Raw genomic sequence first — 14,467 nt, 5'->3', positions numbered from 1 at the left:
CGGTAATTCAGGAAGATTTCGCACGGACCAAAAGAATGAAATCGCCGACAAGACTATCGCGAGCTTTCCAGGCGGTGATCGCCGCTCAGAAGGTCCAGCCAGGCCAGCGAGACTTTCTCCGCGCCTGAGCCCCCGATGTGGCAATCGTCGTACCGGTCGTCTCCATCAAGCAGTGCGTCAGAATCCACGCCCTCTCGGATGCCGTGGCCGCTTTTCGACAGGGCAAGTTGCGCCCGTACGATCGCATTGTCCGGAATATGCTCCTTGAAGCCGCCGTTGCTCGGTTCGAGGCATTTCGAGGCGATCGAAATGTAAACGGGTGCCTCGACGCCGTGCTGGCGCAATGTATCGACCATCGACATGAAACGTTCCTGATAGGCCTCCGTGGTGGTGCCCAAAACGAGGTCCTTCTCTCCTTGCACCCAGAGGACGCTCGTTACCCGGTGGCCGGAATCCTGAAGCTGTTTCATTGTATCGACCAGCACTGGATTGAGGTCACCGCCTTTCGCCCATCGTGCGACCTCGGAGCCGGAATAGGCGAGCGGTGCGAGGATGACGCTGTCATTTTGGCCCGAGGCGATCAGTTGGTTCCCAAGACGCGTCCAATACTCTCCCTTGATATCGGTCGATCCAAGAAGTGGTGACGCCGCGACGAAGCACCGCTTATCAAAGGCGTTTACAAGGCGAGCGCCATAATTTGACCGGTACCGTTGCCCACCGTCGTTGGCGGCGTTCGATTGGCCTAGAATAAGTAGGACAGCAGTTCGATCGGTTTGAACCGGGCAGGGCACAGCCGATTTTGTTTCATCGCCGATGAGTCGCTCCTTGTCGTCGAAGGTGTAACGGCTTGGAGCCGCCGGCTTCTCTCCGCCAACCGTTTTCTTCAGCGCGGAAAGTTGCGGCCAAGGAAATATCTCATGTCTCGCGCTCTCGCCGCCGACAAAGTACACGGCGATCAAAGCCGCCAGACCGAACACTATTGTTTTGCGCATGTCGTTACCTTTAAAGATCATCCGATGACGTTTAGCCTGGCTTGACCCTGTCAAAGCTGCTCACGCCATGAAGGTTACTTTTAGCTCAGCAACATCTGCTTGCTCGGACATCCTAAGAAAGAGATCGTCTGGCTGCCACCCCGACCTAAGTCCGGGATACCACCGGGCGTCAGCCGATGTAATGCCCCTCGTCTTTGTTGAAATGCCATCGGGAAGGGTTTAGTCGTTGTCGCAGGCGTCAGAGGTTTTCGCAGCGGATGGCGAAAAACGCTCTTTGCAAGGACAACAGGGACTCTTGGCATGCCGAGGCTCGGCTTAGTGAATTGGCGAAGGACCGACGACTTCGCTCCGTTGGTGCTTGTGATGAGTGGTGAGGAAGAAAACAGGCTTGTCCGATCTCTCGGTGAGGTTGCTAAGGCTCTCGTCGTGGGATGGCCAAGTGACGATGGTGAGGAGTACATGGCTGCCGTGAAAACATGCCTGGATGCCATTCACGGCAATATCCCCGCCAAGGCTGCACGTGACGCACTCATTCGCGCTGCGGAGGAAGCCGGAATTCCCGTTTTCGCGGTCGCTCACTGACAGGATAGCTCGGCCTTGGTCCGCGCTTGGAGCACCAGCTGACAGCTGCTCTTGAACCGCGACCGACCCGAAACCACCTCAGGGCACGACGCGTATGCGTGAAGAACGAGGGAAGCGCGATGAGCTATCACCGGCATGACCAGCCGCTGACATCGGAAGACTTATCGAAGTGCCAGATAGTCCTTGAGGAATTCTGCTCTGCCAACAACGTCCCGTCTCCCTCTGACGAAGCCGAACGTGTAGCCGCCATCATCATCGAGCTATACCAGCAGGGCGTCCATGAACTTCATCAACTGAGGCCGCTCGTAGACGCAGCGCGTGGAATTTTGGACCCGGCCACGTCGCCACAATAGGCGGAGGGCTGATAGTACTCTGCCACCGTTGGAAGCTGCGCTTTCGTGTCGATCCCGAAGCCTTAGAATCGCCTGCCCGAGGTTGGGAACAATGGCATGTCAGGCCTGTTATCTTCGGAGAAGTGGACAAGGCCATGCCCAGAATCCTAAATGCGCGTCAAATTGCTTTCTCGTCTGATCGTATTCACGACTGCAAGGAATCTCTTGGAACCGAATTTCATCTGATGATTGATCACGCTCTCAGTGTTGGCTGGTCTCTCGATGAGGTGGCCGTCGCGCTCAATGGCCTCGTCGCGGAGGAGATCGCGGTGCCGGAGCGAGCGATCACCCTTCATTGAAATCCACATTATCGGATCGAAACAGGGGCGACGATTACTCCTGAGTAGGCGAGGTAGATGCCATCTCATCTCGGTCTCGCATTCTGTCGCTCACGTTTTCCGGGCCCGCGATCAATGCGGCGATCGCCGTCGCTTTCTCCCGATCACCGTAGTCCGCCACATAGCCCTCCAGCAGCACGCTTCTGCCGACCATACTCACAGAGATCGACGAGCTTTCCAATTCCGGTTCCATGGACACCGCCGCTTGCACATTCGCAAGCTGATCGTGGGCGAGGCTTTCGGGCTCGAAACTCATGGCAGTCCTCCTTCGTGCTGTGAAAGAAACAGCGGGAAGTCAATTTGGTTCATGGCCGGGACTTAGGTCCTAGCGACGGATCGGCGTCAGCAGGGGAGAGGGGCACGCTCTGCGGGCGCGCGTAGTGATCATGAAATGGGTCGGCAATAGACGCTCGTTGGTGCGATAGCGCACGGGACCTAAGTCCGGGCTTCCACGCGCCCACCAACTGGCCTAGCGTTTGGTGTCCAACCCCTGATGGACGATGGAAGGAAGGCGCAGTTGGTGTATGTTATCGGTCTCCTTCTGAGCCTTCCTTTCCCGGAAGTACCCTGCGTTTCGGGGCGGTTGAAAGTCTTCTAAGTGACGGGACGGGAATCGTGGTCACGGAGGGGGACTACCTGCTCGTGAAGACAACGGTTCGGGGTCGTCCTCCCGACCTCTGGGACAGTGTAGATCGAAACTCGTTCAACTGATGGCGGCGCAGTTCGACGGCGAGGTGATCAGGCGTCCATCGGAGGCCTGTCGCTCAGACGAGTATGCGGATGGCAAGAACTACACAGACGGGTTACGCTTTCCAGACAGCAGTGCCCAGGCGCGACGCATCTTTTGGAGCCGCGAGGACATCCGCTCCTTTGCCGGAGGAACCAACATTCCGTTGCGAAAATCGGCCCAGGCCTGCGCTTCCAGCCTCGATTTTTCGGTCGAACCTTCCCGGTCGAGGAGCGGGCTGCCGGTCTGATGATCGACGACCGACCACATTCCGTTTTCGAGTGCTTGTATCTCGTAGCGCTGCATGACTGGAGCCATAGATTTGGACGTCTCATACCAGCCCGTAATCCCTTTGAAATCAACTGGAGCGGTGCATCACTTCACGCATACTTTGGTGAGATGGTGAACCTCGGGTTACCCCAGCAGAACACGAGCACCGGCGTTGGCGACGAGCAGACTCCTTAGCATTTTGAAGGGATCAGCGCCGGACGATCACTCGGGTCCCCGGCCGGACCATATCGTAGAGTTCCTCGACGTCCTCGCGGTACATCCGAAAGCATCCGCTCGATGCATTGGTGCCGATGGAGGCGGGGTCGTTGGTGCCGTGGATGCGGAGCAGCCCGTCGGCCAGGTAAATCGCGCGGGTTCCAAGCGGATTGGCAGGGCCGGCTTTCACAACCGCGGGAAGCCTCGGGTTCTTCTGCCGCATGCTCGCCGTTGGCCGCCACTCGGGATGCATTCGCTTGGATACCACCCGGGTTGATCCGTACCACTGTTTGCCTTCGCGACCGACGGCAATGGGGTACGCGAACTGCTCTCCGCTCGCTGTCGTGTAGATAAGGGTGTGCTCACGCGTGGCGATGACGATGGCTCCCCTTCCAACTCGCGTCGATGGCTCCCTTCGTTCTTGCAACGGTTCCCGATAACCAGGTTCTGGCTCGTAGTAGGGAGGTGGGGGATACCGGCTGTAAGGGTCATCATACCCATAGGGGTCGTATTCCTCGTATCCATCATACGGCGCGTAAACTTGGGCTTGGGCATGCGCCGCTGTCAGGAAGAGGGCCGCAGCAAGGAGAACCAGCAATCTCATTCTTCGCCACTCGGTTGTTATAAAGGCAGTGTTGGTCCCAATTCCGTGGCGTGACTATGGCGGACCGCGACCGATGGGGTTTGAATGTGTCAATCGGCGTCCAGGAGGCGACTGCGACTTCCCTCGGTGCATTCGCGATTTCGCTCTTGAGCCCTGCTCAACCGGCCTTACGCGATTTCAGGTCGTTCTCGACGGACTTGCGAAGGGCATCCATGATGTTGACGACATTGGAGGCCGGAGCGGTTTCAGGTTTCTTGCCTTTCGTGGTCTTCCTCGGTTTCAGTGCCTTCTTCTTCTCCTCGATGAGGGCCAGCAAGGCTTCCTGTATGGGATCGGTGACCATGGTCGGTGACCAATGTTTCGTCCGCTGTTTGATCAGCTTCTCCACCAAGGGCAGGGCATCCCTCTCGGAGTCGCTGTCGATGTCTTCGAAGTAGGATTCCTCCGGGCGCACCTCGTCGCCGAAACGAAGGGTCCAGAGGACGATGCCTTCGTCGCGGGGCTCGAGAATGACCGCTCGTTCCCGGCGACCGATGACAAGCTTCGACACGCCAACAACCTTAGACGCCTTCATGGCGTCGCGGATGACGGAAAAGGCCTCATGGCCGACCGGATCGTCAGGCGTGAGGTAGTGGGCTTTCTCCAGATAGGTCCAGCCGATGGATTCGGAAGGAACGAACTTTTCGATGTCGATCGTTCGCACGGTGTCGAGCGCCACGGAGTCCAGGTCTTCCTCCGTCAGGATGACATAGTCGTTCTCGCCGCGGGCATAGCCCTTAGCCTCGTTTTCGTCCTTGACCGGTTTCCCCGTGACCGAGTCCACGTATTGGGAGACGACGCGGTTGCCAGTGGCGCGATTGAGAGTGTGGAAACGAACTTTCTCTGATTCCGATGTCGCCGGCGACATCGCCACCGGGCAGGTGACGAGGGATAGCTTGAGGTAGCCTTTCCAGTAGGGGCGGGGTGCCATTGTTCACTGTCCTATCCAGCTTTACGCTGCGGGGAGGCTGCTGCGGCGGACTTGGCCGCCCCGCGCGTCGCACGCTGGCGTTGGGTGCCTTTGTTGGCATTGGCGGCCGTGCGTTTCGGTTGTCCAGAGGATTTGCCTGCAAGGCCCGCGCTTTCGCGAAGGGCAGCAAGAAGCTCATTGGGTTTTGAGACCTGTACCTTTTTCGGCTTGGGAAGCGACTTGCCTTCGATCTTGGCTTTCACGAGTTCCGCGACCGCCTGTTCGTAACGGTCGTCGAAGGTGGCAGGATCGAACTCCCCGAGCTTCGTCGAAATGATGTGCTTGGCGAGATCGAGCATCTCACCTTCGATCTTCAACTTCGGTATCTCCTCGAATGCGGCCTTCGAAGATCGTACCTCGTAATCGTATTGTAGGGTCGTGGCGATCATCCCGTTGCCGTGCGGGCGAATGAGCACCGTACGCATCCGCCTGAACAGGACTGCCTTCGCGATTGCGGCGACCTTCGCTTTCTTCATTCCGTCCCGGAGAAGCGTGAACGCGTCCGATCCGGCACGGTCGCTCGGGGTCAGGTAGTAAGGCTTGTCGAAATAGACGTCGTCTATCTCGGAGCAGGGGACGAAGGCCTCAATCTCCAGCGTCTTGTTGCTCTGGGGGATGGCCGCCGCGATCTCTTCCGGATCGATCATGATGTAGCGACCGTCGTCGACCTCGAAACCCTTGGTCTGCTCCTCTTTCGGGACCGGCTGTTCGGTCTCGCCGTCGACGAAAATGCGATTCACCCGGTTGCCGGTCGCTTTGTTGACGGTGTTGAAGGTGATGCGTTCAGCAGTGGACGCAGCCGTGTAGAGGGCAACCCCGCAGCTGACTTCTCCAACTTTCAGAAAGCCCTTCCACTGGGCACGGTGCCCTGACGCCATGACAAGTTTCTCCGAATCAATGATTCGCGACTCAAGTCTGGAGGAGGTGATTCGTTCCGACTCGAAACGAATCATTTTTCAATGGCTTACGACCTGATGTTGAGATTTTGAATGGGGACGACTTCATCGTGCGAGCGCGGCCGTAAACGAAAGACACGAACAGATCGACGAACTTGCCCGCTGCATATCAACTGCTCCAGACACCGACCCCTCAAACTCCCAAGAGCGCTCGCTGGCGCTGACGGAGCCATCACGGCAGAGGAAGGTTTCGCCCTGGCCTCGGTAAGCTTCTAATTGGCGTTCATTGATCGATCGCGAAAGTGGCCATCGTTGTGCCTGCGGCGATGACCGCGAACTTGTTGTCCAACGAAAACGACAACCTTATCGGCCCCCAACCTGGTTGTTCAAACTTCTGAATTACTTTGCCCGTGTCCATCGAGATCAGTGCAATCGCAGTGCCATTTTCATCTGGCAGCGAAATCAAGCCATAGCGTCCGTCCGGGCTGACGCCCGGAACCACGCTGTGGGAGAAGTACGACGCGGTGCCGGAAAGCGTCCATTTCACCTGGCCTGTTGAAACGTCCGTCAACTCGGCAATTGTTCCGGATTGCGGTGTCGGTGGTGGACACGGGTCTCCAAATTCGCAGATCGACCCTGTCGCGCTAAGATTGCCCATTATCAAAACGCTTGAGGCATCGCTCGACAGTGCGAACGGCGTCGACCGAGTAGTCGATGCGATAGGAACGACGCGCGGCGGTTGCCCCTGAACCCAGAGCAGCCATTTGCCGGGTGCCCAGGCAATCAGTATATGTGCCTTGCCGGATGCATCGATCCGAGATGTGACGGCCTCCAAGCTTCTCTGATCGATCAGTTCCGGAATGCTTAGCTTTTCGACCGATTGCAGGATCGTTCCGTTAAGTGCGTCGACCAGGGTGAGTGTCGGCTTGTGATCCTCATGCTTTGTCTTGTAGGAGTTTTCCCTGGTTCCGAACGCGGCAAGCGCCAGCCCCGAACCGCCAACCCAGTGAAGCTCCTCGAGTGGACCGTTCGGATGAACGAGTTCGGGCAGCTTTATCTCAGAGCCATCCAAGGCGAAGAGATATGGCCGCATGTGGGCGACGGCGATGCCACCTGGCATCGCCGCATCACGTTTAGCTCCCATAACCCCGGACGAGTCATCAAGCCATGCGAATGGTGCTGTCCTTAAAAAAAGGTCTCCCGGCAGGTTTCCCTTGATTATGTGGGAGCGGCCGCCTCGCGTCACGTCCCCGAGCCACAAGCCTTTCGTGAAACCGAAGGCGGCCACAAAATCGCCGTTCGGGGAAAGGAAGGGCGGAAGTATCCGCGGCCAGCTCTCCGGGATCGGTAGGCAGCGTATAGTTTTGAATGTCATCGGGCCGTTGGGGGTCGGCTCGAGCATCGCAAGTGTGGGACCCCAGTTGTCGCCATAACAGCCTATTCGTTCGGGTGCCGCGATGGCTGCATCAGCAGCGCCGAAAGCCGCTATCATGGCACCCATCACGAAAGAAACTACAGACGATGCATGTTTCATCGCTTGTCCTTGATTTGGTGAAATTCGCGTGCTGTCAGGTCGACTCTGCATTTCATTGCATTCGAAACGCGAGTCACCGATGCGACTTCCTCGGTCTCGTCGCCGTTCCAGTGCTCAGGCAGGACGATGTCCTTCCCGCGTTCTTTGTTGGCTTACTTCTCGCGCAAATAGCCGGTTTTTGCGTAATTCCGCCAATCACGAACCCAATCCGTATCTGCGCAGCTTGGCTTGTATAGGCTGCGACCACTCAGCAATGGCTGCTTGAGAACGCCGAGTTTATTGGAAGATTCTAGGTCATCGAGCGTCTCATCAACTTTCCGACGCTCTTTGACGGAAAGCACATGACATTTGTCGTCGATCCTTGCGGTGTGGAAGGCCAGATTGAAAATCAGTCCATTTCGCGCGGTCTCGTCGCGACCGCCTGCCTTTTGGCCGCCCAGGGAAAGACCGGGAGTGGCCAGGAGCGTGAGCGCGATGACAAGAGCGCTTGCTTTCGTAAGGTGCTGCATTTTATCCCCGTTAATGGCGCAACGCGTGTTGTGTCGGTGTTTAGCAGCCATGGGTAGAGGAAGGCTTAACGCTGATCGCCATGATCGGAGTGTCGCGTGCCCTGAGGAATTATTCAGACGTCTTGATTATCCGGAACCTCGTTATCGTCGCATCGCTCGTCTTCATCTGGCGGGAAGAGCAGCTTCTCCTGGTCGTATTCAAGCTGCGCGATCTGATCGAACAACGAATGCTCGTAGTTGGAAAGCACACTGCCGAGATGCGCAAGCGTGTCGACAGGTAGCTCGCTGCCATCATCCGTTGTCACAGCGATCCTTCCCGCGTAGACGACGTCAATATAGGTCTGGACCGTCTGCAGTTCGCTTTTCGCGAATTCGATTTTGGCCCCAATAGCGGTTATGCGCAGTTCGTCGGCAGCGACGCCGAAGGGGATACCCTGCAATCTCCGCAGGCTCTCGTCAGATGAGATCACGTTCTCCGTCATCGACTTTTCTCCCGTGCCTTGCATCGGCATCGACAAGATTTCAGGAAAGGGCGCGAGTGGTTCTCTATAGGTATTTTTTCTTATCGATGACATTTCGGAGCCGTGGGACGAGCCTTCGGTAGTCAATTGAATCCATTCGTCCTTCCGGTCCAATAGCGCCGACGAGGTTGCAGCTCACGCGCCCATTCGCCTTTACATCTGCATTGACTCATGTTCCGCTAAGGAACAAATAGGGAACATACTCGCTTTTGAACGAGATGGAAACCCGCTTTTGGTAAAGGCCCCGAATGGCGCAGATCGCCGCAAACCCAATTATCTCCGATCTTCGGGACCGCATTCAGCACCTCGAAGGGGCGGTCGCGCGATCCAAGTCGGTCCTTCCATTCGGGGTGACCGAAATCGACGAACGCCTTCCGGGTGGCGGGTTGGCCCATGGCGCGGTCCACGAGTTTGCGGGAGGCGGAGCAGGGGCAGTTGATGGGGCCGCAGCTGCGCTCTTTGTTGCTGGGATCGCGGCCCGGACGAAGGGCATGGTCGTCTGGTGTCTGGCTCGTCCGGACCTGTTCGCTCCCGCATTGGCCCAGGTCGGCCTGCACCCGGATCGCGTCATCTATGTCGAAGCGGTCAAAGAGGAATATGTCCTCGAAGCCTTCGAGGAGGCCTTGCGGTTCCGGGGACTGGGCGCGGTCGTCGCCGAAACGGTGCGCCTACCGATGGTGATTTCGCGCCGTCTCCAGCTGGCGGCGGAGGGTTCCGGCACTATCGGTCTGATTATCCGACGATGGCGACGGCAGACCGAGGCGGGGGATTTCGGACACCCGACGGCAGCGGCAACGCGATGGAGGATATCGGTTCTGCCGTCCGAGCCACTTCCAGTTCCGGGCGTTGGGCGAGCCCGATGGTTGGCCGAGCTGATCAGGGTCAAGGCAGGTGAAAGCGCAGATTTCGAAATAGGTGCATGCGATGCCCAGGGTCGTATCAGTCTTCTTTCCGACGCTGGCGACGGATCGGATCAGACGCGCCGATCCATCCATACCGGTTAACGGTCCGCTGGTCGTTGTCGCCAGGAGCGGCTCGAAACGATGGCTATCCGCTGTCGACGCAAACGCCGGCAGGCTTGGCTTGCACGTTGGCATGGCGGCCGCCAAAGCACAGGCCTTGATACAGGGCCTCAATATAGTCCATGACGATCCCGCCGGTGATCGTGCTGCCCTCGAACGCCTGACGCTTTGGGCGCTGTCCCAATATTCGCCGATCGTGGCAATCGATCCACCGGACGGGATCGTCATGGACACCGAAGGAGCCGATCATCTTCGGGGCGGCGAAGAGTTGATGCTGTCCTGTCTCGTGAACCGCTTTCGTGCACGGGGTCTGCCGGCTCGCGGGGTCGTCGCCGATACCTGGGGAGCCGCATACGGGCTGGCGCGATCAATGACGGTCGAGACGAGGGTCGTTCCACCAGGGAAAACGGCCGAGGCAGTTGCTCGGCTTCCGCTCTCGTCGCTGCGGCTCAGTTCCGAGACGGTGATCAGTCTGCGTACGCTTGGATTCCAAACCGTCGGTGAGCTGGCTGCGACACCGCGTGCGCCATTGGCCCTTCGCTTTGGTCCTGAGATCGGTCGCCGCCTTGACCAGATGTTCGGTCGGGTCGCCGAGCCGATTGATCCGATCCGTTGTCCCGAGATCATCGAAGTCCACCGTGCCTTCGCCGAGCCGATTGGTGCAGCCGAGACCATCGGAAAATACATCGCGCGGCTGGTAGCGAAGCTCTGTCTGGAACTCCAGGCAAAAGGGCTGGGCGTCCGCCGCACGGACCTGATCGTCCACCGCGTCGACAACACGATCCAGGCACTCCGGGCGGGGACAGCAAAGCCGGTGCGCGACGTTGCCTGGCTGACGAAGCTGCTGCGTGATCGCGTCGAGAAGATCGATCCCGGGTTCGGCATCGAGAAACTCAGTCTCGCCGCAACCATGGTCGAGCCACTCGAGGACAAGCAAATTGCTTCCAGCCTGGTAGAAGATGCCGCGGTCGATGTCGGTGCTTTCGTCGATGTCCTCGGCAACCGAGGAACCTATCGCATCTATCGCGTGGCACCGGTCGCCAGCGATGTCCCGGAGCGATCGATCCAACGCGTATCGCCCGTGGCCGCCGTGATTGGACAAAACTGGCCGATGACCTGGCCACGTCCGGTCCGCCTGATGGACCGTCCCGAACTGATCGAAGTCATGGCTCTGCTGCCTGACCATCCGCCCGTCTGGTTTACCTGGCGTGGCAAACGGCGGCGTGTGAAGCGGGCGGACGGACCGGAGCGCATCTTCGGAGAATGGTGGCAACGAACGTCGGAATGGGCTGCCGTCCGCGACTATTTCACAGTCGAGGACGAGAGCGGCGAGCGCTACTGGATTTACCGCTCAGGCGACGGCGTCGATCTCGATACCGGCTCGCATCGCTGGTTCATCCATGGAATCTTCGCATGAGATATGCCGAACTCCATGTCACGACCCATTTCAGCTTCCTCAGAGGTGCATCCTCGGCGGAAGAGCTGTTTGCGACGGCAAAGGAACTGGGAATCGAGGCGCTTGGCATAGTCGACCGCAATTCGCTCGCTGGCATCGTGCGGGCGCTCGAGGCGTCTCGTGCCACCGGCCTACGGCTGGTCGTCGGCTGTCGCCTTGATCTGCAGGACGGCATGTCGATCCTTGTCTACCCCACGGACCGGGCCGCCTATTCGAGGCTAACCCGGCTGCTGACGCTCGGCAAAGGCAGAGGCGGCAAAGCCAACTGCATCCTAAACCTCGATGACGTCGCCCTTTATGCGGAAGGTCTGATCGGCATCCTGGTGCCCGACCTGCCTGACGAGACCTGCGCGATCCAGCTTCGAAAGATGGCTGAGGTTTTCGGCGACCGCGCCTATGTTTCGCTCTGTCTGCGCCGGCGACCGAACGACCAGGTGCGGCTGCATGAAATTTCCAACATGGCAGTCCGGCACCGGGTGAAGACGGTCGTCACCAATGATGTCCTGTTCCACGAGCCCGGCCGCCGCCAGTTGCAGGACGTGGTGACCTGCATTCGCATGGGCATGACAATCGACGACGTCGGCTTCGAGCGCGAACGGCACGCAGACAGGTTCCTCAAACCGCCGGGAGAGATGGAGCGTCTGTTCGGTCGCTATCCGGAAGCGCTCGCCCGGACGATGGAGATCGTCGAGCGCTGCACCTTTTCGATGGAGGAACTGACCTACCAGTATCCGGAGGAGGCTATCATTCCCGGCATGACCGCGCAGCAATCGCTGGAGCATTATGTCTGGGAATGCGTGCCCAACCGTTATCCCGAGGGGCTGCCTTCCCACGTGGAAAAGATCATCCGCCATGAACTGGCCCTGATCGAGACCATGCGCTACGCCCCCTATTTTTTGACGGTTTTCTCCATCGTCCGGTTCGCCCGCTCTCAGGATATCCTCTGTCAAGGGCGTGGTTCCGCCGCCAACTCGGCCGTCTGCTTCGTGCTCGGCATCACCTCCATCGATCCGGATACCAACGACCTCCTATTCGAGCGCTTCGTTTCGCAGGAACGCGACGAGCCACCCGACATCGACGTCGATTTCGAGCACGAACGACGCGAGGAGGTCATCCAATGGATTTACAGGACATACGGCCATCACAAGGCTGCACTCTGCGCGACGGTCACACGCTATCGGACAAAGGGCGCGATCCGCGATGTCGGCAAGGCGCTCGGCCTGCCGGAGGACCTGATCAAAGCTTTGTCGTCGGGTGTCTGGGCATGGAGCGAGGCGGTCGATGATAGGCAGGTCAGGGACCTTAATCTCAATCCCGACGATCGGCGGCTCGCCCTGACGCTCCAGCTTGCCCAGCAGCTGATGGGAGCCCCACGTCACCTCGGACAGCACCCCGGTGGCTTCGTTCTGACGCATGATCGCCTGGATGAACTGGTCCCCATCGAACCGGCGTCGATGGTGGATCGTCAGGTGATCGAATGGGACAAGGATGACGTCGAGGCCCTCAAAATGATGAAGGTCGATGTCTTAGCCTTGGGCATGCTGACCTGCATGGCCAAGAGCTTTGCCTTCCTCGCCCATGACAAGGACATCGATCTCGATCTCGCGACGATCCCGCAGGAGGACCCGGCGACCTACTCCATGATCTCCAAGGCGGACACGCTTGGCACATTTCAAATCGAGAGCCGCGCTCAGATGTCTATGTTGCCCCGCATCAAGCCTAAGACCTTTTACGATCTCGTGATCCAGGTCGCCATCGTCCGCCCTGGTCCCATCCAGGGGGATATGGTTCATCCTTACCTTCGCCGTCGCGAGAAAAAGGAGGAGGTCGAATACCCGACGCCGGAGCTGGAGGCGGTCCTCCATAAGACGCTGGGCGTGCCGCTGTTTCAGGAGTCGGCGATGAAGGTCGCGATGGTCTGCGCCGGGTTCACCGGGGGTGAAGCCGACCAGTTGCGCCGGGCGATGGCGACGTTCAAATTCACTGGCGGTGTCAGCAAGTTCGAGGACAAGCTCGTTTCCGGCATGATCCGCAACGGTTACTCGCCGGAATTCGCGAAGCGCACCTTTGGTCAGCTGGAGGGCTTCGGAAGCTATGGGTTTCCCGAGAGCCATGCGGCATCCTTCGCCCTGATCGCCTATGCGTCGAGCTACATCAAATGCCACTTTCCTGACGTCTTCTGTGCGGCGCTATTGAACTCTCAGCCGATGGGCTTTTATGCACCGGCCCAAATCGTCCGCGATGGCCGGGAGCACGGTGTCGAGGTTCGCCCGGTCTGCATCAATCGGTCACGATGGGACTGCACGCTCGAAGCTATCGATGGCTCGGACCGGCACGCGGTCCGCCTTGGTATGCGGATGGTGCGAGGCTTGGCAACGGCGGACGCGGCTCGGATCGTGACCGCTCGGGCGGATCAGCCCTTCGATAGCGTCGACGACATGTGGCGACGGTCCGGTGTGCCGGCAGCGTCGCTGGTGGAGCTTGCCGAAGCAGATGCCTTCCTGCCATCTCTCGGGCTGGAACGGCGGGACGCTCTTTGGGCGATCAAGGCTCTTCGTGATGAGCCGCTTCCTCTCTTTGCGGCCGCGGCCGAACGCGAGGCGAGAACGATTGCCGAGCAGCAGGAGCCGACGGTCGAGCTGCGGCAGATGACTCAGGGGCACAATGTCGTCCTCGACTATGGGCATACCGGGCTGACCCTTCGGGAGCATCCTGTCAGCTTCCTGCGCAGGGAATTGGTCGAGCGTCGTGTCGTTACCTGTGCGGAGGCAATGTCGGCTCGCGATGGCCGATGGCTGATGGCAGCCGGGCTGGTACTGGTCCGCCAGCGGCCGGGGTCGGCAAAGGGTGTGATCTTCATGACTATTGAGGACGAGACGGGCGTCGCCAACGTCGTCATCTGGCCGAAGCTATTCGAACGATCACGTCGGATCGCGCTCGGCGCTTCCATGACGGCGATCAATGGGCGCATCCAGAGAGAAGGCGATGTCGTGCATCTCGTCGCCCAGCAGTTGTTTGGTCTGTCGGGAGACTTGACGGGCCTTGCCGATCGCGATCTGGAATTCAGGCTGCCGACGGGGAGGGGCGATGAGTTCGGACATGGCACGCTAGGCAGGCCGGATTCGCGTGAGCGGTCGGGGCAAGGGATGAAGTCACGGGACATCTTTATCCCAGACCTGCATATCGATCAGCTGAAGGTGAAGAGCCGAAATTTTCAGTAGAAGGAACGTCGACATACCGTCAATCGCGTGATTGAGCACCTTGAATGGTAGCTTCGCGCCAGAAGCGGACGTCGCAATGCCGTCCCGCAATCATTGGCTCATAGACTATCAGGCCCGCTTGGGCTTTGTTCGAAGGGATGGCCGCCACCCTAATGACAGTTTTGCGCTACGCCTATAT

The 14,467-nt window shown here is 58.9% G+C and carries 14 protein-coding genes; 5 read left to right on the top strand and 9 right to left on the bottom strand.

Annotation, left to right across the window (positions count from 1 at the left end; translation table 11 throughout):
• Positions 1-53 precede the first annotated feature (53 nt).
• Positions 54-992: a sialate O-acetylesterase gene (locus tag AMC88_RS19970; RefSeq protein ID WP_064830085.1), complete on the bottom strand. Its 939-nt coding sequence runs from the start codon at positions 990-992 to the stop codon at positions 54-56.
• A 300-nt stretch (positions 993-1,292) separates the two neighbouring features.
• Here AMC88_RS19970 and AMC88_RS19965 point away from each other — a divergent pair, with 300 nt between their 5' ends.
• Together AMC88_RS19965 and AMC88_RS33210 are read left to right on the top strand one after the other, a co-directional pair.
• Entirely contained in the window at positions 1,293-1,574 is a 282-nt protein-coding gene (locus AMC88_RS19965; protein ID WP_064830036.1) for a DUF982 domain-containing protein, read from the top strand.
• A 487-nt stretch (positions 1,575-2,061) separates the two neighbouring features.
• Positions 2,062-2,265, top strand: a complete 204-nt coding sequence (locus tag AMC88_RS33210) for a hypothetical protein (RefSeq protein WP_150128087.1) — start codon at positions 2,062-2,064, stop codon at positions 2,263-2,265.
• 34 nt (positions 2,266-2,299) lie between these two features.
• Here AMC88_RS33210 and AMC88_RS19950 read toward each other — a convergent pair whose 3' ends face one another.
• The 8 genes from AMC88_RS19950 to AMC88_RS19915 form a co-directional block, all read right to left on the bottom strand.
• The gene (locus AMC88_RS19950) at positions 2,300-2,560 is read right to left on the bottom strand and encodes a BON domain-containing protein (protein WP_064830033.1); all 261 of its coding nucleotides are present in this window, start codon (positions 2,558-2,560) and stop codon (positions 2,300-2,302) included.
• 534 nt (positions 2,561-3,094) lie between these two features.
• On the bottom strand, positions 3,095-3,337 hold the full coding sequence (locus AMC88_RS19945; protein ID WP_064830032.1) for a hypothetical protein: 243 nt from the start codon (positions 3,335-3,337) through the stop codon (positions 3,095-3,097).
• A 172-nt stretch (positions 3,338-3,509) separates the two neighbouring features.
• Complete coding sequence (locus AMC88_RS19940; RefSeq protein ID WP_064830031.1) at positions 3,510-4,121, bottom strand: L,D-transpeptidase; 612 nt, start codon at positions 4,119-4,121, stop codon at positions 3,510-3,512.
• A 157-nt stretch (positions 4,122-4,278) separates the two neighbouring features.
• On the bottom strand, positions 4,279-5,091 hold the full coding sequence (gene ku, locus AMC88_RS19935) for a non-homologous end joining protein Ku (protein ID WP_064830030.1): 813 nt from the start codon (positions 5,089-5,091) through the stop codon (positions 4,279-4,281).
• 11 nt (positions 5,092-5,102) lie between these two features.
• A complete protein-coding gene (ku, locus tag AMC88_RS19930; RefSeq protein WP_064830029.1) occupies positions 5,103-6,008 on the bottom strand; it encodes a non-homologous end joining protein Ku in 906 nt (301 codons plus the stop codon).
• A gap of 301 nt (positions 6,009-6,309) precedes the next feature.
• On the bottom strand, positions 6,310-7,560 hold the full coding sequence (locus tag AMC88_RS19925; RefSeq protein WP_064830028.1) for a WD40 repeat domain-containing protein: 1,251 nt from the start codon (positions 7,558-7,560) through the stop codon (positions 6,310-6,312).
• 152 nt (positions 7,561-7,712) lie between these two features.
• Positions 7,713-8,069: a hypothetical protein gene (locus AMC88_RS19920; RefSeq protein ID WP_064830027.1), complete on the bottom strand. Its 357-nt coding sequence runs from the start codon at positions 8,067-8,069 to the stop codon at positions 7,713-7,715.
• 113 nt (positions 8,070-8,182) lie between these two features.
• Positions 8,183-8,551, bottom strand: a complete 369-nt coding sequence (locus AMC88_RS19915) for a hypothetical protein (RefSeq protein ID WP_064830026.1) — start codon at positions 8,549-8,551, stop codon at positions 8,183-8,185.
• 287 nt (positions 8,552-8,838) lie between these two features.
• Between AMC88_RS19915 and AMC88_RS19910 the strand changes: the two genes are divergently transcribed.
• The 3 genes from AMC88_RS19910 to AMC88_RS19900 are packed head-to-tail and all read left to right on the top strand — an operon-like array spanning position 8,839 to position 14,289.
• Entirely contained in the window at positions 8,839-9,594 is a 756-nt protein-coding gene (locus tag AMC88_RS19910; RefSeq protein ID WP_064830025.1) for an ImuA family protein, read from the top strand.
• Positions 9,515-11,029 (top strand): Y-family DNA polymerase, encoded by a 1,515-nt coding sequence (locus tag AMC88_RS19905; protein ID WP_064830024.1) that lies wholly within the window; start codon positions 9,515-9,517, stop codon positions 11,027-11,029. Before AMC88_RS19910 ends, AMC88_RS19905 begins: the two co-directional genes overlap by 80 nt.
• Positions 11,026-14,289, top strand: coding sequence for an error-prone DNA polymerase (locus AMC88_RS19900; protein WP_064830023.1), 3,264 nt, complete (start codon positions 11,026-11,028; stop codon positions 14,287-14,289). The genes AMC88_RS19905 and AMC88_RS19900 overlap by 4 nt, the downstream gene beginning before the upstream one ends.
• Positions 14,290-14,467: the final 178 nt, after the last annotated feature.

This window comes from Rhizobium phaseoli (genome assembly GCF_001664385.1).
Taxonomy (GTDB): domain Bacteria; phylum Pseudomonadota; class Alphaproteobacteria; order Rhizobiales; family Rhizobiaceae; genus Rhizobium; species Rhizobium phaseoli.
Note: the sequence above shows the minus strand (reverse complement) of the source record. Positions and strands in the feature narration are given on the sequence as shown.